At 60.3% G+C, this 20,532-nt stretch carries 17 protein-coding genes; 12 read left to right on the top strand and 5 right to left on the bottom strand.

The window, feature by feature from the left end; translation table 11 throughout:
• Positions 1-9 precede the first annotated feature (9 nt).
• Positions 10-2,946 (bottom strand): DNA topoisomerase III, encoded by a 2,937-nt coding sequence (locus AC07OO_RS24360; protein WP_495084759.1) that lies wholly within the window; start codon positions 2,944-2,946, stop codon positions 10-12.
• 100 nt (positions 2,947-3,046) lie between these two features.
• On the opposite strand from AC07OO_RS24360, the gene AC07OO_RS24365 reads away from it, so the two are divergent.
• The 3 genes from AC07OO_RS24365 to AC07OO_RS24375 are packed head-to-tail and all read left to right on the top strand — an operon-like array spanning position 3,047 to position 5,031.
• On the top strand, positions 3,047-3,538 hold the full coding sequence (locus AC07OO_RS24365) for an SET domain-containing protein (RefSeq protein ID WP_495084760.1): 492 nt from the start codon (positions 3,047-3,049) through the stop codon (positions 3,536-3,538).
• A gap of 7 nt (positions 3,539-3,545) precedes the next feature.
• The gene (locus AC07OO_RS24370; protein ID WP_495084761.1) at positions 3,546-4,367 is read left to right on the top strand and encodes a biotin--[acetyl-CoA-carboxylase] ligase; all 822 of its coding nucleotides are present in this window, start codon (positions 3,546-3,548) and stop codon (positions 4,365-4,367) included.
• 4 nt (positions 4,368-4,371) lie between these two features.
• Positions 4,372-5,031: an SPOR domain-containing protein gene (locus AC07OO_RS24375; protein WP_495084762.1), complete on the top strand. Its 660-nt coding sequence runs from the start codon at positions 4,372-4,374 to the stop codon at positions 5,029-5,031.
• A gap of 152 nt (positions 5,032-5,183) precedes the next feature.
• On the opposite strand, the gene AC07OO_RS24380 is transcribed toward AC07OO_RS24375, so the two are convergent.
• From AC07OO_RS24380 to AC07OO_RS24390, 3 genes are all read right to left on the bottom strand, one after another.
• Entirely contained in the window at positions 5,184-6,626 is a 1,443-nt protein-coding gene (locus tag AC07OO_RS24380; protein WP_495084763.1) for a sensor histidine kinase, read from the bottom strand.
• Between the two features lie 93 nt (positions 6,627-6,719).
• On the bottom strand, positions 6,720-7,394 hold the full coding sequence (locus tag AC07OO_RS24385; RefSeq protein ID WP_495084764.1) for a response regulator: 675 nt from the start codon (positions 7,392-7,394) through the stop codon (positions 6,720-6,722).
• 87 nt (positions 7,395-7,481) lie between these two features.
• Positions 7,482-7,964 (bottom strand): MarR family winged helix-turn-helix transcriptional regulator, encoded by a 483-nt coding sequence (locus AC07OO_RS24390; RefSeq protein ID WP_495084765.1) that lies wholly within the window; start codon positions 7,962-7,964, stop codon positions 7,482-7,484.
• A gap of 143 nt (positions 7,965-8,107) precedes the next feature.
• On the opposite strand from AC07OO_RS24390, the gene recA reads away from it, so the two are divergent.
• The gene (gene recA, locus AC07OO_RS24395; RefSeq protein WP_495084766.1) at positions 8,108-9,214 is read left to right on the top strand and encodes a recombinase RecA; all 1,107 of its coding nucleotides are present in this window, start codon (positions 8,108-8,110) and stop codon (positions 9,212-9,214) included.
• 65 nt (positions 9,215-9,279) lie between these two features.
• On the top strand, positions 9,280-9,741 hold the full coding sequence (recX, locus tag AC07OO_RS24400; protein ID WP_495084767.1) for a recombination regulator RecX: 462 nt from the start codon (positions 9,280-9,282) through the stop codon (positions 9,739-9,741).
• Positions 9,742-9,832: 91 nt separating this feature from the next.
• Here recX and argC read toward each other — a convergent pair whose 3' ends face one another.
• The gene (argC, locus tag AC07OO_RS24405) at positions 9,833-10,768 is read right to left on the bottom strand and encodes an N-acetyl-gamma-glutamyl-phosphate reductase (RefSeq protein WP_495084768.1); all 936 of its coding nucleotides are present in this window, start codon (positions 10,766-10,768) and stop codon (positions 9,833-9,835) included.
• 185 nt (positions 10,769-10,953) lie between these two features.
• Between argC and sucC the strand changes: the two genes are divergently transcribed.
• The 7 genes from sucC to AC07OO_RS24440 all read left to right on the top strand — a co-directional run bounded on the left by sucC (position 10,954) and on the right by AC07OO_RS24440 (position 20,524).
• Positions 10,954-12,114 (top strand): ADP-forming succinate--CoA ligase subunit beta, encoded by a 1,161-nt coding sequence (sucC, locus tag AC07OO_RS24410; RefSeq protein WP_495084769.1) that lies wholly within the window; start codon positions 10,954-10,956, stop codon positions 12,112-12,114.
• A gap of 14 nt (positions 12,115-12,128) precedes the next feature.
• Entirely contained in the window at positions 12,129-13,022 is an 894-nt protein-coding gene (gene sucD, locus AC07OO_RS24415) for a succinate--CoA ligase subunit alpha (protein WP_209393684.1), read from the top strand.
• A gap of 120 nt (positions 13,023-13,142) precedes the next feature.
• Positions 13,143-13,817 carry a TerC family protein gene (locus AC07OO_RS24420; protein WP_495084770.1) on the top strand — a complete coding sequence of 225 codons (675 nt, stop codon included), beginning with the start codon at positions 13,143-13,145 and terminating at the stop codon, positions 13,815-13,817.
• A gap of 220 nt (positions 13,818-14,037) precedes the next feature.
• Entirely contained in the window at positions 14,038-16,698 is a 2,661-nt protein-coding gene (locus AC07OO_RS24425; RefSeq protein ID WP_495084771.1) for a CHASE2 domain-containing serine/threonine-protein kinase, read from the top strand.
• A gap of 7 nt (positions 16,699-16,705) precedes the next feature.
• Positions 16,706-17,491, top strand: a complete 786-nt coding sequence (locus AC07OO_RS24430; RefSeq protein WP_495084772.1) for a Stp1/IreP family PP2C-type Ser/Thr phosphatase — start codon at positions 16,706-16,708, stop codon at positions 17,489-17,491.
• Positions 17,492-17,539: 48 nt separating this feature from the next.
• The gene (locus AC07OO_RS24435) at positions 17,540-18,214 is read left to right on the top strand and encodes an FHA domain-containing protein (protein ID WP_495084773.1); all 675 of its coding nucleotides are present in this window, start codon (positions 17,540-17,542) and stop codon (positions 18,212-18,214) included.
• 60 nt (positions 18,215-18,274) lie between these two features.
• Positions 18,275-20,524: a CHASE2 domain-containing protein gene (locus AC07OO_RS24440; protein WP_495084774.1), complete on the top strand. Its 2,250-nt coding sequence runs from the start codon at positions 18,275-18,277 to the stop codon at positions 20,522-20,524.
• Positions 20,525-20,532 lie beyond the last annotated feature (8 nt).

Genomic DNA, 20,532 nt, shown 5'->3' on the forward strand with positions numbered 1-20,532 from the left:
CTCCATCCCCTAGCTCAAATGCTTGCCCACAATCCCGGCCAGCTCAAACATCGTGATCTGGGGTTTGCCGAAAACGGGCAAGAGCTTGGCGTCCGCATTGATAGCACGCTTGTTGGTCGCATCCTGCAGGCCGTTGGCCTTGATGTAGTCCCACAGTTTCTTGACGACCTCGGTGCGGGCGACCGGCTCGGTGCCGATGACCGCGGCCAAGTCTGCGCTGGGTTGCTTGCCGCTGGCAGCCGTGGTCTTGCGCGGGGCCTTCGGTTTAGCCACCGCCGAGCTGCCTGGGGCCTTCTTGCTTGGGGCTTTCTTGGCACTAGCCCTCGTCGGCGCTGCGCGACCTGCTACTGATTTGGTAGCGGTTGCAGATTTGGCCGCTGTTTTGCGGGGCGGGAATTTGCTGGGTGCGAATTCAAAATTCACCTTGCCGGCATCGGCGTCCCAGGCCAGCATGGCCTTGAAGGCGCGGCGCGTGCGCATGCTGACAAACTTCTCCAGCAAGTCGGTCTTGCCGGTGGCCAGCAGCTTTTGCATCTGCGTGCGCTCGATGGGCTGCTGCAGGATGATCTGGCCGCTCTTGAAGTCACAGCTGGGCGTGGGCTGGGCATGGGTGGGCACCGAGCGGTCGCAGACGTAGTTCTTGCCGTGCTCAAACACCTGGCCGCCGCACTTGGGGCACACGCCCAAGGATTCCTGGCCGCTGAAGTCCACGATCTCGCCGTCTTCTTCGCCGGCCTTGTCATCGCCGAAATCAAACTCCAGCTTGTAGTTCTTGGCCTCGTCGTCGTACTTGATGACCATCTCGGCCACAAAGGGCCAGCCGGCCTTGGAGCGGAAGCCGTCCAAGGGACCGATGTGCTTGTCGCGCAGGAAAGCCTCCACCTCAGCCAGCTCGAAGGTGCGCCCGGCAGGGGACTTGCCGAACGAGAAGCCGCAACCGTCTTCGCTGCCGCTCTTGCCGGTGCAGGTGTAGCGGCGGTAGTTTTCCTTGACGATGCCTCCACAGTTGGGACAAGGTGCCTGCAGCGTGGCGTAGTCACCGGGGATGGTGTCGCGGTCGTATTCCTTGGCCTTCTTGACCAGGCGCTCGGTCATGGCGGCGATCTCGGCCATGAAATTCGCGCGCTTGAGCTTGCCCTGCTCCATCTGGGCCAGCTTGTATTCCCATTCGCCGGTCAGCTCGGCTTTGGAGAGTTCTTCCACGCCCAAGCCGCGCAACAGCGTCATCAGCTGGAAGGCCTTGGCCGTGGGGATCAGTTCACGGCCTTCGCGCAGCATGTATTTCTCGGCGATCAGGCCTTCGATGATGGACGAGCGGGTGGCTGGCGTGCCCAGGCCCTTCTCTTGCATGGCTTCGCGCAGTTCGTCATCGTCCACGGTCTTGCCGGCGTTTTCCATCGCGCCCAAGAGCGTGGCTTCGGAGTAGCGGGCCGGGGGCTTGGTCTTCAGGCCCTTGGGATCCACAGGGTCGCCCTTGACCTTCTCACCTGCTTGCACGGGGACCAGGTTCTGGCCTTTGTCGCCATCCTTGGCATCGTCCACTTCGGCGGCGGCTTCCTTGCCATAGATGGCCAGCCAGCCCGGCTTGACCAGCACCTTGCCTTCGGTCTTGAAGGCATGCTTGGCCGCAGTTGTGATGCGGGTGGTGACCTGGTATTCGGCGCTGGGGAAGAAGATGGCCATGAAGCGGCGCACCACCAGGTCATAGATCTTCTGCTCGGCCTCAGACAGGCCGCTGGGCGCCTGCAGCGTGGGGATGATGGCAAAGTGGTCGCTGACCTTGGCGTTGTCGAACACGCGCTTGGTGGGCTTCACATAACCACCCTTGACGGCCTGGGCCGCAAAAGGTGCCAGGTGCTTCATGCCGCTGTCGGCAATCATCTCCAGCGTCTGCTTGACGACGGGCACATAGTCCTCGGGCAGGTTGCGCGAATCGGTACGGGGGTAGGTCAGGGCCTTGTGGCGCTCGTACAAAGACTGGGCGATGGACAGCGTGGTCTTGGCCGAGTAGCCGAACTTGCCATTGGCCTCGCGCTGCAGGCTGGTCAGGTCGAACAGCAAGGGGCTGGCCTGCGTCGTGGGCTTGCTCTCTTCCGTGACGGTGGCGGGTTGGCCGCGCACGGCATTGGCGATGGTCTGGGCCTCTGCCAGGCTCCAGACGCGGTCGGCCTTTTTCTCGGCGTCATCGGCATCCTTCTTGTGGGCGGGGTTGAACCACTTGGCGGGGTACTCACCCGCCTCGGCGTGGAAGGATGCGTGGATTTCCCAGTAGTCGCGGCTGACAAACTTGCGGATCAGCTCCTCGCGCTCCACGACCACGCTCAAGGTTGGCGTCTGCACCCGGCCCACGGTGGTGAGGAAGAAACCCCCGTCGCGACTGTTGAAGGCCGTCATGGCGCGAGTGCCGTTGATGCCCACCAGCCAGTCGGCCTCGGAGCGGCAGCGGGCGGCATCGGCCAGTGGTTGCATCTGCTGGTCGGTGCGCAGCGCGCCAAAGCCGTCGCGGATGGCCTGGGGCGTCATGGATTGCAGCCACAGGCGGCTGACCGGCTTGCCCAGCGGTTTGGCGCCACCGGCGTACTGCTCGATCAGGCGGAAGATCAGCTCCCCCTCGCGGCCCGCGTCACAGGCGTTGACCAGTTTGTCCACGTCCTTGCGTTTGGCCAGCTTGACGACCGCGTTGAGTCGCGTCTTGGTTTTGTCGACCGGCTTCAAGTCAAAGTGCGGTGGAATCACCGGCAGGTTGGCAAAGCTCCATTTACCGCGTTTGACGTCAAATTCTTCTGGGGCCTGGATCTCCACCAAGTGGCCCACGGCGCTGGAGACCACGTAGGACTCGCTTTCGAAATACTCGTCGTGCTTCTCGAATTTGCCGGCGGTGGGCGTGAGCGCCCGCACGATGTCTTGGGCAACCGATGGTTTTTCGGCAATGACTAGGGTTTTCATCTGACTACAATCCAGTTCTCGCGTGCGCGCAGGCGCGCGCTCACATACGCAGGCGCGCCCATGCGCGCCCATACGATTCACCATACCAAATTTTTGAGCCGTGGCCAAAAAACCAGAGATTCTTGGCAAAGCAGCATCCAGCCGCCGTATCCAAACCCGGCGTTCCGGGGTCCACGGCAAGGGCGTTTTTGCCGTCCAGGACATCGCCGAGGGCGAGACCATCATCGAATATGTGGGTGAAATCATCAGCTGGGAAGAGGCGCAGCGCCGCCACCCCCACGATCCCAAAGACCCCAACCACACCTTCTACTTTCACGTCGATGAAGAGCGTGTCATCGATGCGTTGTATGGCGGCAACTCTTCGCGCTGGATCAACCATGCCTGCGACGCCAACTGCGAGGCCGATGAAGTGGATGGCCGGGTTTTCATCAAGGCGTTGCGCAACATCCAGGCCGGCGAAGAGCTGAACTACGACTACGGCCTGATCATCGACGAGCCCTACACCAAGAAGCTCAAGGCCGAATACCCTTGCTGGTGCGGGACCAAAAAGTGCCGAGGCACGTTGCTGGCCCCCAAGCGTGGCCGTCGCTGAGTAGGGCGTGAACGGCGTGGGCACCATCATCCAGTGGCCGGCTGAGGCGATCTGGGAGGCGGTATCGCCGTTGTTGCCTACGTTCTCGGTCGAGGTACTGCCCGAGATTGATTCCACCAATACCGAGCTGATGCGCCGCGCCCGTGCGGGCCAGTTGGAGCCGGTGTTGCTGGTGGCCGAGCGCCAGAGTGCCGGCCGCGGCCGCCTGGGGCGCACCTGGGCCAGTGGCGATGGCGCACAAGCGGGCGGACCGCTGCCCTCCCTGACCTTCTCCCTGGGGCTGCCGTTGGCACCCACCGACTGGTCCGGCCTGTCGCTCGCCGTGGGCCTGTCCGTGGTAGAAAGCCTGCACCCCGCCTTGCAACTGAAGTGGCCCAACGACGTGTGGCTGCAAGACCGCAAGCTGGCCGGCATCCTGATCGAAACCGCCAGCGTGGGCGAACTGCGCTACGCCGTCATCGGCGTGGGCATCAATATCCTGCCGCCGGATGGCGAGGGTTTGCGCACGCCGCCGGCGGCGCTGTGCGAGCTGCTGTCCACGGTGGACGCGCCCACAGCCTTGGGCATGGTCGCCGCGCCGCTGGTCCAAGCCGTTCGGCGCTTCGAGGCCGAGGGCTTTGGGCCGTTGCGCACGGCCTTCCATGCGCGCGACCTGCTGTACGGCCGCGAATTGGTGTGCAGCGACGGTGTAACCGGCATGGCCCGCGGCGTGGACGCCAGCGGCGCCCTGCTGCTGCACACCGACCATGGCTTGAAAAAAATCACCAGTGCCGAGGTCAGCGTGCGACCGCTGTCAGCGAACCCCCTCTCGGCCAACAACCCGCCCTGAATCCATGCTGCGACTGTTTGTACTGCTGCTGATACTGGCCAATGGCCTCTACTTCGCCTGGAGCGAGGGCCTGTTGCGTGCCTACGGCTTTGCCCCCCTGCAGCAGCGCGAGCCCCAGCGCCTGGAGCAGCAAATCAAGCCCGAAACCCTGCAGGTGCTGACCCCAGCGGAGGCCAAACGGGCCGAAGCCCAGGCCCAAGCCGAATTGGTGCCCAAAGAGTGCTTGTTGGCCGGGCCGTATGACGACGCGCAGGCCGCGACGCTGCGCAGCGCATTGGAGTCCGCGCTGCCATCGGGAAGCTGGCAACTGGACGCGGTGGACGTCTCTGCGCGCTGGATCATCTACATGGGCAAGTTCGCGAATACCGAACAGCTGGTCAAAAAACGCGGGGAGCTGGCGACGATGAAGCTGGTCCCGCAAGCCCTGAACAATCCCGATCTGGAACTGGGGCTTTCGCTGGGTGGCTTTGATAGCCAGGCCGATGCAACGGCCGAATTGGCCAAGCTGTCGCTGCGCGGTATCCGCACGGCCAAGGTGATCCAGGAACGCCAGGAAGGCCGTCAAAACCAACTCAAGCTACCGGCGGTCACCCTGGAGACCAAAAACCGCCTGGCTGACCTGAAAACGGCTTTGGCGGGCCGCACGCTGCATAGCTGCAATTAGCCCCGCAACCCGCAAATCGGAGGGTGGGGCTATGTTTTGCCGCCGGGCCGCCCCAAGGCCTCTGAACCGCTTGGCGGTCAGTCCCGCAGGGAAAATGCGGCCCCCTCGGGGGGCAGGGAGCCACACAAAGTGGGCGACCGTGGGGTTTATATTTACTCAGGCTGGCCAAAACGCACCGTGAAACAGGTGCCGGGCGGGGTCTGACCGGGGCGGCTGTCCTCCACGGTCACGCTGGCCTGGTGCTGGCGTGCAATCTCCAGCACGATGGGCAAGCCCAGGCCGGAGCCATCGGCCTCGGTGCCCAGCACGCGGTAGAAGGGTTGGAACACCAGCTCGCGCTCCGCCGCGGGTATGCCGGGCCCGGAGTCTTCCACCTGCAGCACCAGCACCTTGCTGAACGGGTCTTTGAGCACGCGCACGGTGATCACCCCCGGCCGTTCGGCGGTGGATGGCGTGTAGTTGATGGCGTTGTCCATCAGGTTGCGTACCATTTCCTTGAGGAGCGTGGGGTTGCCCTGCAGGTTTACGTCGGCGTCGTCGGGTTCGGCGCCTTCGTAGCCCACGTCGATCAGCTTGTCCATCGCGCGCGGCACGCAGTCGCGCACCACGTCCATGGTCAGGCGAACGAGGTTGCAGGTCTGCTGGCTCATGGCCGTGCCGCTGCTCTCGGCCCGGGCCAGGGCCAGCAACTGGTTGACAGTGTGGGTGGCGCGGATGCTGGAACGGCCGATCTGGCGCAGCGACTGCTTCAGGTCTTCGGTGTTAGCGTCTTCGCGCTGGGCCAGGTCGGCCTGCATGCGCAGGCCCGCCAACGGCGTCTTCAACTGGTGGGCGGCGTCGGCCAGAAAACGTTTCTGGGTGGCCACTGAATCTTTGAGCCGCATCAGCAGGTCGTTGACCGACGACACCAGCGGCGCCACCTCCAGCGGCACGGCCTCGGCGTCCAGCGGGCTCAGGTCGTCCGGGCTGCGCGCGCGGATGCGCTCCTCCAGGTGGTTCAGCGGCTTGATGGCCTGCACCAGGGCCAACCAGACCAGCAACACCGCCAACGGCAGGATGACGAACTGCGGCAGCATCACGCCCTTGACGATTTCGGTGGCCAGCACCGAGCGCTTGTCCATGGTCTCGGCCACTTGCACCAGTGCCGGCTTGCTGTTGTCGGTCGCGTCCAGCTTGACCCAGGTGTAGGCGACCTTGATGCTGGAGCCGCGAAACTCGTCGTCGCGCATGCGCACTTCGCCGGGAACGGCCTTCTCGTCCTCCGGGGGGCTGGGCAGGTCTTTTTCGCCGCCAAGGTATTCGCCAGCCGTGCCCAGCACCTGGTAGTAGACGGTGTCGCTGTCATCGGCCCGCAGCAGCTCGCGGGCGGGCAGGGGCAGCGCGAACTGGGCCTTGTTCTGGTTGCTGGTGGTGACCAATTGCGCCAGCGCGCCGACGTTGTATTCCAGCGCGCGGTCAAAGGGCTTGCCGGCAATGCCCTGTGCCACCAACCAGGTCAGAACCAGGCTGACCGGCCACAGCAGCAGCAGCGGCGTCAGCATCCAGTCCAGGATTTCGCCGAACAGGCTGCGTTGTTCGCGCTGGAAGATCTTCATGCGATCGGCCCCGGGCGCAGGGGCGTGTGGAGAAACTGGCCGTTAGCCCCCGCCAAATATGCGTGAGCTGCTCCTAAATACATAGTAATTCGATCAAGACGCAATCTTTTCGAGGCAATAGCCCAGGCCGCGCACGGTCGCAATGCGGATGGGGCCTTTCTCGATCTTCTTGCGCAGGCGGTGGATGTAGACCTCGATTGCGTTGTTGCTGACCTCTTCGCCCCACTCACACAGGCGCTCCACCAGTTGGTCCTTGCTGACCAGGCGGCCGGCGCGCTGCAGCAGCACCTCCAGCAGGCCCAGTTCGCGGGCTGACAGCTCCACCATCTTGCCGTCTATCGTGGCCACACGGCCGGCCTGGTCGTAGGTCAGCGGGCCGTGTTTGATGGTGCTGCTGGTGGCGCCCATGCCGCGGCGCACCAGGGCGCGTACGCGGGCTTCCAGTTCCTGCAGGCTGAAGGGCTTGGCCATGTAGTCGTCGGCGCCATAGTCCAGGCCCTTGACGCGTTCGTCCACGGCGTCGGCGGCGGTGAGTATCAGCACCGGTAGCGAGGAGCCACGCCCCCGCAGTTTTTTGAGCACTTCCAGGCCATGCATCTTGGGCAGGCCCAGGTCCAGGATCAGCAGGTCGAATTCGGTGTTGGTCATCAGCGCGGCGTCGGCCTCGGTGCCGCTGGCCACATGGTCCACCGCCGCGCCAGCGCCGCGCAGCGCCCGCAACAAGCCGTCGGCCAAGACCTGGTCGTCTTCGGCGATCAATATCCGCATGTCTGCTCCTCGTCGTTGTCGCCACAGCGCCTGCACACAGGCGGGTGTGAACGTGTTTTTTGCATTCTAGGCGCGCACCCTTGTTCTTCACTGACCGCTGTAGGCTTCCAAGCCAATGGCCAGTACTGTCGCAACTTCTTCTCCAACCGCCTGGCGCAGTTCCAGTTCGGCCTGCTCCACGGCCTCGCGGTAGGCCTCCAGCCAGGCCAGTCCCACTTCGGTGAAGCGCAGCTGCTGCGCCCGGGCATCCAGCGGGTCGGGTGCACGCGTGACCATGCCCCAGGCCTCGCACTGGTTGACCAGGGTGCCCATGGCCTGTTTGGTCATGCCAGCGCTCCTGGCCAGCTCGGTCAGCCGCGAGCCACCGGTGGCCAGGTGGCGTGTGATGTGGATGTGCGCTGCGCCCACCTGCCCGCGCGTGACCAGATTGGCCAGGCCCAGCGGCACGCCGGGGTGGTGCGCCATCAGCGCCAGCACCCGCGCGTCAAAGCGCTCCAGCGCCAGCCGCAGCCAGTGGCCCATGTGGGCCTGGCGCCAGCCACCGGGGTCCGAAAGCGTCCATTCCGTCATGCATTAAATGGTAATACAAACTGACTAAAAAACAAGTTTACCGAATCCAATGATCGTCGTTAAACTACTGTTCAAGTATCCAGCCTGTAATTAATACCAAGCACTGGCATACGTCTCAACATTGATTTTTAAGGAGATTTCCCATGGATGCACCCGTCAAGACCCCCAACAGCATGAACAGCGCCAACAGCGAAAAGGCCAAGGCCCTGCAGGTCGCCCTGGCCCAGATCGAAAAGCAGTTCGGCAAGGGCACCATCATGCGCCTGGGCGAAGGCGAGGTCATTGAAGACATCCAGGTCGTCTCCACCGGCTCGCTGGGGCTGGACATTGCACTGGGCGTCGGCGGCCTGCCCCGCGGCCGTGTCGTCGAAATCTACGGACCGGAGTCGTCCGGCAAGACCACGCTGACGCTGCAGGTGATTGCCGAGATGCAAAAACAGGGCGGCACCTGCGCCTTTGTCGATGCCGAACACGCGCTGGACATCCAATACGCGCAGAAGCTGGGCGTCAACCTGCCCGACCTGCTGATCAGCCAGCCCGACACCGGTGAACAAGCGCTGGAAATCGTGGACAGCCTGGTGCGCTCCGGCGCGGTGGACCTGATCGTTGTCGACTCGGTGGCCGCCTTGACCCCCAAGGCCGAACTGGAAGGCGAAATGGGTGATTCATTGCCCGGTCTGCAAGCCCGTCTGATGAGCCAAGCTCTGCGCAAGCTGACCGCCCACATCAAGAAGACCAACTGCATGGTCATCTTCATCAACCAGATCCGCATGAAGATCGGTGTGATGTTTGGCTCGCCTGAGACCACCACCGGCGGCAATGCGCTGAAGTTCTACGCCTCCGTGCGCCTGGACATCCGCCGCACCGGCACCATCAAGAAGGGCGACGAGGCGATTGGTAACGAGACCAAGGTCAAGGTCGTCAAGAACAAGGTCAGCCCTCCGTTCAAGACGGCGGAGTTCGATATTTTGTTTGGCGAGGGCATCAGCCGCCACGGCGAAATCATCGACATGGGTGTGACAGCCAACATCCTGGAAAAGTCCGGCGCCTGGTACGCCTACAAGGGTGAAAAGATTGGCCAGGGTCGCGACAACGCGCGTGAGTTCCTGCGTGAAAACGCCGCACTGTCGGTGGAAATCGAGAACAAGGTGCGTGAATCGCTGGGCATCCCGCTGTTGCCGGTAGTGGCGGCTGCAGAACCTGAAGTCAAGGCCAAGGCTGCAAGCAAAAAAGCCGAGCAGCCCGCATAGGACGCGCGTAAGCAGCTATAAAAACAGTAGCGTAATTTGTAGCTGAATTTTCTGCATGGGTTGACATGGCCACGGCGACAAACACCCCACCACTGTCCCTCAAGGGCCGGGCGCTGCGCCTGCTCAGCGCCCGGGAACATTCTCGCGTCGAGCTGGAGCGTCGGTTGGCGCAGTTCGAGGAAGAGCCCGGTGCCCTGGCCAAGGCGCTGGATGAATTGCAGGCCAAGGGCTTCATCAATGAGCAGCGCGTGGTGGAGTCGGTGCTGAACCGCCGCTCCGCCAAGCTGGGCACGTCACGCATTCGCCAGGAGCTGCAAGGCAAGGGTCTGGCACCCGAGGCTGTGCTGGATGCTGTGGAGCAGTTGCGTGCGACCGAGGTGGACCGTGCACGTGAAGTCTGGCGCAAGAAGTTTGGGGAGCCACCCGCGGATGCCGCTGAGCGCGGCAAACAAATGCGGTTTCTGGCCAGCCGTGGTTTTGGCGGCGATGCCATCCGCAAAGTGGTGTCGGGTGGGGATGACGACTAGGCGTTGACGTTCGCCCGCTGACGGCGCGGGGGACACGGAGCAAAACGTGCCGCCCTGACGGGCCGCAGCGAGATGCCCAGACCGCGGCTCTCTAAAGCCCTAGCATCAACTTGATGTTCTGCACAGCCGCACCCGAAGCACCCTTGCCCAAGTTGTCCAGCCGCGCAACCAACACGGCGTGCGCAAAGCCATCAGCCTTGGCATCGTTGGCAAACACGCGCAGTTCCATCTTGTTGCTGTCGTTTAGCGCTACGGCGTCCAGCTTGTTATCGGTGGTGGCCTCTTCCACAGTCACCCATTCGCTGCCTGCATAGTGCTTTTGCAAGGCGGTGTGCAAGTCTTGCGCAGAGGGTTTGCCCGGCAAGGTGTCCAGGTGCAAGGGCAACTGCACCAGCATGCCCTGCTTGAAGTTACCGACCGAAGGCACAAACAATGGCCTGCGCGTCAGGCCGGTGTAGCGCATGATTTCGGGAATGTGCTTGTGCTTCAAGCCCAAGGCATACAGCTCCATGGGTGGTGCGCTGCCAGCCTCATAGGCTTCGATCATGGTCCGGCCGCCGCCCGAGTAGCCACTGATGGATGGCAGGCATACGGGGAAGTCGGCCGGCATGAGCCCGGCATCCACCAGCGGGCGCAGCAGTGCGATGGCTCCGGTCGCGTAACAACCAGGGTTGGCCACGCGGCGGGCTTGAACCACGGCTTCGCGCTGCGAAGCGGTCAATTCCGGGAAGCCATAGACCCAGCCGGAGGCCGTGCGGTGGGCGGTCGACGCATCCACAATGCGCGGTCCGGGGCGCCCGGTACGGCGCTCCAGAGCGTCCACCATGGCGACCGATTCCACGGCCGCATCGTCGTGCAGGCACAGAACCACCAGATCGGCCTGGGCCATCAGGGCCTGCTTGGCCACTGCGTCCTTGCGCAAGGCCGGGTCAATGCGCATGACCTCCACACCGGGCGTGGTTTGCAGCCGCTCCCGTATCAACAGACCGGTGGTGCCGGCTTCGCCATCAATAAAAATTCTCTTCATACGTGGTGGATGTCAATCAGGATTTTGGGAGTGGACGTCTTTAGGCGCCAAAAACAGGCCGTCAGGCAGCGATAAGTTTGGTGCGTTGCAACATGATACATTTCGCAGTTGATGTGTCCAGTGCCAAATTGCGACCGAAAATTGTTGCAATTTGGTGAAAATTGTCCAGCTCCCAAAGAGACGTCATGAAAATCCACGAATACCAAGGCAAAGAAATTTTGCGCCAATTCGGTGTGCCGGTGCCCCGCGGCATCCCCGCCTTCACAGTTCAAGAGGCGGTGGAAGCCGCTCAAAAGCTTGGGGGCCCGGTCTGGGTCGTCAAGGCGCAAATCCACGCCGGTGGACGCGGCAAGGGCGGTGGCGTCAAGGTCGCCAAGTCCATCGATGACGTCAAGCGCCTGGCCGGTGACATCCTGGGCATGCAGCTCAAGACGCACCAAACCGGCCCGGAAGGCCAGAAGGTCCGCCGCCTCTATATTGAAGACGGCGCCGACATCAAGAATGAACTGTATGTTTCGCTGGTGACCGACCGCGCTAGCCAGAAAGTGGCCCTGATCGCGTCGAGCGAAGGCGGCATGGACATCGAGGAAGTGGCCCATTCCACACCCGAAAAGATCATCACCGAGATGATTGACCCCCTGACCGGCATTACTACCGAGCAGAGCAAGAAAGTGGCCACAGCCATTGGCTTGACCGGCGCTTCTGTGGACCAGGCCGTGGACATCTTCGCCAAGATCTACAAGTGCTACATGGATACCGACGCGTCGCTGGTGGAAATCAACCCGCTGAACTGCGACAGCAAGGGCAATGTGATGGCGCTGGACGCCAAGTTCAACTTTGACTCCAACGCGCTGTTCCGCCACCCCGAGATCGTGGCTTACCGTGATCTGGACGAAGAAGATCCGGCCGAAGTGGAAGCCTCCAAGTTCGACCTGGCCTACATCTCCCTGGACGGCAACATCGGCTGCCTGGTCAACGGCGCCGGTCTGGCCATGGCCACCATGGACACCATCAAGCTGTTTGGCGCCGAACCGGCCAACTTCCTGGACGTGGGCGGCGGCGCCACTCCCGAGAAGGTCACCGAAGCCTTCAAGATCATGTTGAAGAACCCCAAGGTCAAGGCCATCCTGGTCAACATCTTCGGCGGCATCATGAAGTGCGACACCATCGCCACCGGCGTGATCACCGCCTGCAAGGCCGTGAACCTGAACGTGCCATTGGTGGTGCGCATGAAGGGCACCAACGAAGACCTGGGCAAGAAGATGCTGGCCGAGAGCGGCCTGCCCATCATCAGCGCAGACAGCATGGCCGAAGCGGCCCAAAAAATTGTGGCAGCGGTCAAGTAAGGCGGAGCACGAATATGTCTATCTTCATCAACAAAGACACCAAGGTCATCACCCAGGGCATCACGGGCAAGACCGGTCAGTTCCACACCGAGAAGTGCCAGGAATACGCAAACGGTAAGAACTGCTTCGTCGCGGGCGTGAACCCCAAGAAGGCCGGCGAGTCCATCTTCAATATCCCGATCTACGCCTCCGTCAAGGAAGCTGCATCCAACACGGGCGCTACCGTGTCCGTGATCTACGTTCCCCCGGCAGGCGCCGCTGCTGCCATCTGGGAAGCCGTTGAAGCCGACCTGGACCTGGCCATCTGCATCACCGAAGGCATCCCCGTCAAGGACATGCTGGAAGTGCGCAACCGCATGAAGGCCAAGGAAGCCGCTGGCGGCAAGAAGACCCTGTTGTTGGGACCCAACTGCCCCGGCCTGATCACCCCCGACGAAATCAAGATCGGCATCATGCCCGGCCATATCCACCGTAAGGGCCGCATTGGCGTGGTCAGCCGCTCCGGTACGCTGACCTACGAAGCGGTGGCGCAATTGACCGAAATCGGTCTGGGCCAGTCGTCTGCTGTCGGTATTGGTGGCGACCCCATCAACGGTCTGAAGCACATCGACGTCATGAAGGCCTTCAACGACGATCCCGACACCGACGCCGTCATCATGATTGGCGAAATCGGCGGGCCAGACGAAGCCGAAGCCGCCCGCTGGTGCAAGCTCAACATGAAAAAACCCATCGTTGGCTTCATCGCAGGCGTGACAGCTCCCCCAGGAAAGCGCATGGGCCACGCCGGCGCGTTGATTTCTGGTGGCGCCGATACGGCCGATGCCAAACTGGCGGTCATGGAAGAATGTGGCTTCACCGTCACGCGCAATCCGTCTGAAATGGCGAAGCTGCTCAAAGCACTGTTGTAATTTTGCTGCAGTCAGGGATGGTTCAGGCGCGTTGGCTACCATCCTATCCAATAACCAGGAAGCGCTCCGAACAGCAGGTTTTGGGCGCTTCTTGCATTTTGAAATACAGGAGTTGCAAGAATGGAATGGCTGCATAGCACAGACTTCTGGATCGGTCTGCTGAAGATTGTCTGGATCAACATCATCCTGTCCGGCGACAACGCGGTGGTCATTGCGCTGGCGGCGCGGTCCCTGCCCGCCGAGCAGCAAAAGAAGGCCGTGTTCTTCGGCTCTGGTGCTGCCGTGGTTCTGCGTATAGCCCTGACCGTGGTCGCGGCCAAACTGCTGGAGATGTCGTTCTTGCAGATCGTTGGCGGCCTGCTCTTACTGTGGATCGGCGTTCAACTGCTGATTGAGGAAGAGGACGCCGAGGAAGGCGCAGCCGGCAGTGGCAATCTGATGGCAGCCGTTCGCACCATTTTGATTGCCGATCTGGTGATGAGCCTGGACAACGTGATCGCCGTGGCTGCCGCCGCCAAGGGCGATATGACCCTGCTGATACTGGGACTGGCCATCAGCATTCCCTTGGTGATCTTCGGCAGTACGCTGATGATCCGCTTGATGACACGCTTTCCCATCATCATCATGTTGGGCGCGGCATTGATTGGCTGGGTTGGTGGTGAGACCATTGTCAGTGACGTGGCGTTGCGGACGGCGCTGGCAGATTACCCGTGGCTGCACTACGGGGGCGCCGTTGCCGGCGCGCTATTGGTCGTGGGCCTGGGTAGAAAACTCGGAAAGCGGCACGCTCAGTGACGATTGCGCTATCAAAAACTGGCCTTTTGTTTGAATAAGTTGCTTGTCGGAACGTACGGCATCTGCTAATGTTGGCCCCTGCCTTGATCTGTCGGTCAGGGCGTATTGTGGATGGGCGCTGTTGGCAAACATTCGGCTGCATAAGGGGTAGGGCTGGCACGTGGCGAAATCTTCTTTCTCTAAATCAGGCCCTTTTTGGAGGGCCGATTGGTTTGCCGGTGTGGCTATCGTGGTCGCTGTCATCGTGCTCAATCTGGCGACGGATTTTGTCGGCAGGTTGGAGCGAGGCTTCTACGACTTTGCCAGCACCAGCACGACCCGCCAGCCATCCGACCGCATTGCCGTCATTGCCATTGACGACCAAAGTATTGCTAACCTGGGCCGCTGGCCTTGGTCGCGTGACATACACGCCAAGCTGATCGACAAGCTGGCGGCTGCCAAAGCCAAGACCATTGTGCATACGGTCTTCTTTTCCGAACCGCAGGTCGATCCCGGTTTGGTTTTCATCCGCAAGATGAAGGCAGCATTGGGCTCGACACCAGAAGGCACGCCCGCCAATGAACAGCTGAATCAATTGATAGCCGAAGCAGAAACTGCTTTGGATACGGACGCTATCCTGGCGACTAGCATCAAAAACGCCGGTAACGTACTGCTGCCATCGGTGTTTGATCTGGGTGAACCGCAGGGAAAGCCTGACAATGCGCTGCCAGACTTTGCACTGAAAAATACACTGGATGACCCCACAGGCTTCTCCCTTCCTGCTGTCCGAGCCCAGGAGCCTATTGCAAGCTTGGGTAGTGCGGCGGTCGGCGTGGGACATCTGAACCAGAAGCAAGATGTGGATGGTGCAGTCCGCAAAGAGCCCCTGCTGGTCAATTTTTACGGTAAAGCCGTGCCCTCCATGGCGTTGCTCGGAGCAGCCAAGAGCTTGAACCTGTCTGCCTCCGACCTGCGTTTGAATCCGGGCCAGTCAGTACAGATTGGCAAACTGCGCGTTAAAACCGACGAAGCGGCGATGATGATGCCGCAGTTTTACAAGGGTAAAGAGGGTAGACCCGCTTTTGCCGTGGACTCGTTCTATGACGTGCTGACAGGAAAAATCCCGGCTTCCAAATACACGGACAAAATCGTGATCATTGGAGCGACGGCCGTCGGCGTCGGCATCCAATTCCCGGTGCCAGGTAATTCTGCACTCTCCCCGGCGGAAACCATTGCGCACATCACGTCCAACATCCTGAGCGAGCACTTTATCGTGCAACCTACGTGGGGTGGCTGGGCGACAGCCGGGTTGTTCCTGCTAATAGCAGCCTATGTGATTGTTGCTTTGCCGCGACTCTCCGCAGGTATGGCGGCCACCGCTACGCTGGTTTTGTTTATTGGTTTGCTGGGTCTGGAGTTTGGGCTGTTGTCCGCGTCGGCGATTTCGCTGGACTTGGTGTACCCGGCCACATTGTTGGTACTGGGTCACTTGGCCTTGACAACCAAGCGTTTCCTGGTGACCGAAGCGGGCAAGGTGCAGGCGGATGAAGAGTCTGCAGAAACCAACCGCATGATGGGCTTGGCTTTGCAAGGCCAAGGGCAGCTGGACATGGCCTTCGACCGCTTCCGCCGCGTGCCAATGAACGAAGCTGTCATGGGCAATCTGTACAGCTTGGCCATGGACTTTGAACGCAAGCGCCAATTCAACAAAGCCGAAGCCGTCTATGAGCACATGGCGGCCTTCGACAAGAATTACAAAGACATCAAGGCCAAGCTGAACCGCGCCAAGAACCTCTCGGAGACGGTTATGCTGGGCGGCGCGACCGGTCATCCTGGCGGCACGATGCTGCTGGAAGGTGGCGCCGTCGAAAAACCCATGCTGGGTCGCTACCAGGTGGAGAAGGAGTTGGGCAAGGGGGCGATGGGTGTGGTCTACCTGGGCAAGGACCCCAAGATTGGTCGCGTGGTAGCCATAAAGACCATGGCCTTGAGCCAGGAGTTTGCAGGCGACGAATTGGTGGATGCCCGGGAGCGGTTCTTCCGCGAGGCAGAAACCGCTGGGCGCCTGCAACACCAGAATATCGTGACCATCTTCGACGCGGGCGAGGAACATGACCTCGCCTACATCGCGATGGAATTCCTCAAAGGCAAGGACCTAGCGGACCACTGCAAGGGTGATCAACTGTTGCCCGTGCCGGTTGTGCTCAGCATTGTGGCGCGCGTGGCCGAGGCCTTGGCCTATGCGCACAAGCAAAACGTGGTGCACCGCGACATCAAGCCGGCCAATATCATGTACGAGGTGCAAAGCGATACCGTCAAGGTGACGGACTTCGGCATTGCCCGCATTACCGATTCCAGCAAGACCAAGACGGGCCTGGTGCTAGGAACGCCTAGTTTCATGTCGCCTGAGCAACTGGCTGGCAAGAAAGTAGACGGTCGCTCGGACCTGTATTCCTTGGGTGTCATGCTGTTCCAGATGTTGGCAGGGGTGTTACCATTTCGCGGAGACTCGATGTCCGAGTTGATGTACAAGATCGCCAATGAAGAAGCGCCCGACATTCGAATCATTCGCTCCGAGTTGCCTCAGAATTTGGCTGACGTTGTCGCCTTGTCTTTGAGCAAGAGGCCGGAAACGCGCTACCAGACAGGAGACCAGTTCGCCGTGGATTTACGCAGCGTTATGAGCCAGATGTCGGGCGGATCGCCCGTTGCCGTCGCCGCGCCCCCAGCGTCTACCGACAGGCCTGCCAGCGAGAAAACGGTTGCGTTTTCCTCAACCTTACCGGGTGCTCAGGGCGCAAATTCGAACAAAGTTGATTTCACCGCGACCGTACCGGCAACCGCGGCGGATTTTGAAAAAACGGTTGTCCAGCGGGCAAACAAGCCCGGGGAAGCCAATTAAGCAGCCCATGAATTACCATTTTTGCGCAAAAACAGACCCGGGCCGGGCGCGGGACAACAATGAGGACTCGGTGGTCTTCGACGAGGCCTCACTGACTGCGGTGCTGGCAGACGGCATGGGCGGATACAACGCAGGCGAGATCGCCAGCGGCATGGCGACAGCTTTTATCAAATCGGAGCTCAGCCGTTGGCTGACCGAAGCCGGTGGTGGAGTCAAGGCCAAGGAAGTGCGTCGCGCGATGGAAATCTGCGTGGACAATGCCAACCGCTCCATCTTCAACTCCGCGAATTCCAACGCGAATTACGCTGGTATGGGGACTACGCTGGTCGTTGGCGTGTTCAGAGAAGACAAGCTGGTCCTGGGGCATATCGGTGACTCCCGTTGCTATCGCCTGCGCGCAGGCTTGCTGGAGCAAATCACCAAAGACCATTCATTGCTGCAAGAGCAAATGGATGCCGGGCTCATCACGCCTGAGCAGGCTGCCACTTCTTCCATCAAGAATTTGGTGACCCGGGCGCTAGGTGTTGACGAGTCGGTTCTGCTGGATGTCAATGAACACCAAGTGGCTGTCGGTGACTTGTACCTGATGTGTTCGGACGGCCTGTCGGACATGATCGACGATGAGGCGATCGCTAAAATTGTTACTTCCGAATTGGTGCTTGAGCAAAAGGCTAACCAGCTGATTGACTTGGCCAATGAAAACGGTGGTCGGGACAACATCTCGGTGCTGCTGGTGGAAGTGCATGAGGCGCCTGAAAAGCGCGGTTTAATCGCTCGGTGGTTGGGGAAGTAAGATGCAACAGCGTTTTCCAGAAACAAATTACATAAAAAGGAGTCGATCATGCCGAAAATGATCGTTTCGATCGATGAGGTCGTGATCAAAGAAGTGCAACTCACCAAGGACAAGACCACCTTGGGGCGCAGGCCGTACAACGACATCGTCATCGACAATCTGGCTGTCAGTGGTGAGCACGCCGTGCTGCAAATGAGTGGCGGCGATGTAATACTGGAAGACCTCAATAGCACCAACGGGACTTATCTGAATGGCAAGGCCGTCAAGAAGCAGCAACTGCAGAACGGCGACAGCATCGAGATAGGCAAGTACAAAATCAAATTCGTCGGAGACGGCGAGGCCGACAATTTCGACAAGACCATGGTGGTGAAGGCCAGGCCCGCCACCGGCGCAGCCACTGCACCGGCCGCACGCACGGCAGCCGCGCCGCTGACTGGTGGGGAATCCAGTGGCATGGGTGCATTCCATGCGTCGATCAAAGTCTTGTCCGGCGCTGCATCTGGGCGTGAAGTACCTTTGACCAAAGTGGTAACCACTATTGGCAAACCCGGCGTCGCCGTGGCTGCCATCACACGTCGCCAACAGGGCTTTGTGGTGCACCATGTGGAGGGTGCTGGAAACCCAACACTGAATGGCGCGCCGATCAAGGCGGACCCGATTGCATTGAAGAACGGGGACTTGATCGAGCTGGCTGGTACGCAGATGCAGTTCGTACAAACCTGAGACGGTTTGTAGTCCGCTGTTCGCTGTGTCCATTGCGCGCCAGTTTTTCAGGGGATGCGCATGAAAGCGATAGCTAAACACTGGCAACGGATTGCGGTTACGCTGATCCCGTTGGTTCTGGTGTTGCTGCACGCCGCGAACATCGTGCCGCTGGGAACCATGCAGCGGCTGGACGACGTAATTTACGACGCCCGCTTGCGGGCGACCATGCCCAAAACGCTGGATGAGCGCATTGTCATCGTTGATATCGACGAGAAAAGTCTTGCCGAGGTGGGGCGGTTTCCCTGGGGACGCAACAAGGTCGGCCGGTTGGTCGATACCTTGTTTAGCCAACAACATATTGCGCTGCTGGGCTTCGACATTGTGTTTGCGGAGCCGGACGATAGTTCCGGGCTGAGTCGGCTCAACGACCTGGCACGCAACGAACTCAAGGACCAAGCCGGGTTTGCCGAACGTCTCAAGCAGTTGCAGCCCGAATTGGACTACGACACATCGTTCGCCAAATTATTGGAAACACGGCCCGTTGTCATGGGCTACTACTTCAGCAGTGACGGGGACGGCCGCACGGCTGGCGTTCTGCCAGCTCCCGTGATGTCCAAAAATGATCTCAAGGGCCATACGGTAGAGGCATTTGCGTGGACAGGTTTTGGTTCCAATATTGAGGTGCTGGCCAAGGCCGCACCGATTGCCGGCCATTTCAACACCACGCCAGACATTGACGGTGTGGTGCGGTCTCTGCCCTTGCTGGCGGAATACAAGGGGCAATACTACGAGTCGTTGGCGCTCGCCATGTTTCGTCGTTTACTGGGGTCACCCAAAGTGCTCCCGGGTTTCTCAGACGAGCAATGGCTGTCGCGCAGCTTGCAGGGCCTGGATCGGCTTTTGTTGAAGCAAGACAAGACCACGCTAGCGATTCCGGTGGACAAACACATTGCTACCTTGGTGCCTTACCGCGGACAGGGTGGTGTCAAAGGGGGCTCCTTTCGCTATGTGTCCGCCGCAGATGTTCTGGCAGGCCGATTGCCTCCAGATACCCTCAAAGACAAAATCGTTTTTGTCGGCACGACCGCGCCAGGATTGCTGGATTTGCGGGTGACCCCGGTCGGTGAGGTATACCCCGGCGTGGAGGCCCATGCCAACCTGATTTCTGGCTGGTTGGACGACAAGGTCACGCTCAAGCCTGATTACGCGATGGGTTACGACATCGTCGTCCTGACGCTGGCAGGATTGCTGTTGGCCATCGGCTTGCCATTGCTGTCGGCACCGCGGGCCGTACTGCTGAGTGTCGGCGTTTTGGTCACTGTGACGGGTGTCAATACCTGGTTGTACATGGCGTACGGTCTGGTAATGCCCCTGGCGGCGGCCTTGGTCATGACTTTGACCGCGTTTGCCTTGAATATGAGCTACGGCTATTTTGTCGAGAGCCGTTCCAAGCGCGAATTGGCGCTCCTGTTCGGAACGTATGTGCCTCCGGAACTGGTAGAGGAGATGGTCAAGGACCCGGGCAGTTACAGCATGAAGGCAACCAGCCGGGAACTGACGGTGATGTTCTGCGATATGCGCGGCTTCACCAAAATGTCAGAAAGCATGGAGCCCACCCAATTGCAAGAGTTGCTGACAGGGGTATTCAGCAAGCTGACCAGCATCATTCGAACCAATCGAGGCACCATAGACAAATACATGGGTGACTGCGTCATGGCGTTTTGGGGTGCTCCGGTTGAAATGTCCGAGCATGCCCACTTTGCGGTCAAATCGGCTATGGAAATGGCGAGCGCTGTGCGTGGTATCAATGCGGATCACCGGGCACGCGGCTTGCCTGAAATTGGGATTGGCATTGGACTCAACACCGGAACCATGTGCGTGGGCGACATGGGCTCCAACATACGCCAAGCGTATACCGTTATTGGGGATGCGGTAAATCTGGGTTCCCGGCTCGAAGGTTTGTCCAAAGCCTATGGTGTCGACATTGTTGTCAGTGAAGCAACGCGTAAACAGGCGAATGATTTTGCTTGGCAGGAATTGGACCGAGTACGGGTCAAAGGCAAGGAACAGGCCGTGGCGATCTTCTGGCCCGTCGCACCCGTCGCCCAGGTGAATGACACTACCAGCACCGAGTTGAAGACTTGGGGTTCTTTCATTAAAGCGTATAGAGCGCAAAATTGGGATCAGGCAGATGTCTTGATGCTGAATTTAATGCGCATGAATGCCAAAAAATTCCTTTACCAGACTTACTCAGAACGGGTAGCCTCCATGCGCTTGCTCCCATTTGATCCTGAATGGGATGGGGCCACCAACTTCGAAACCAAGTGAGGCGCTCG

This window comes from Rhodoferax sp. GW821-FHT07G04, assembly GCF_059418585.1.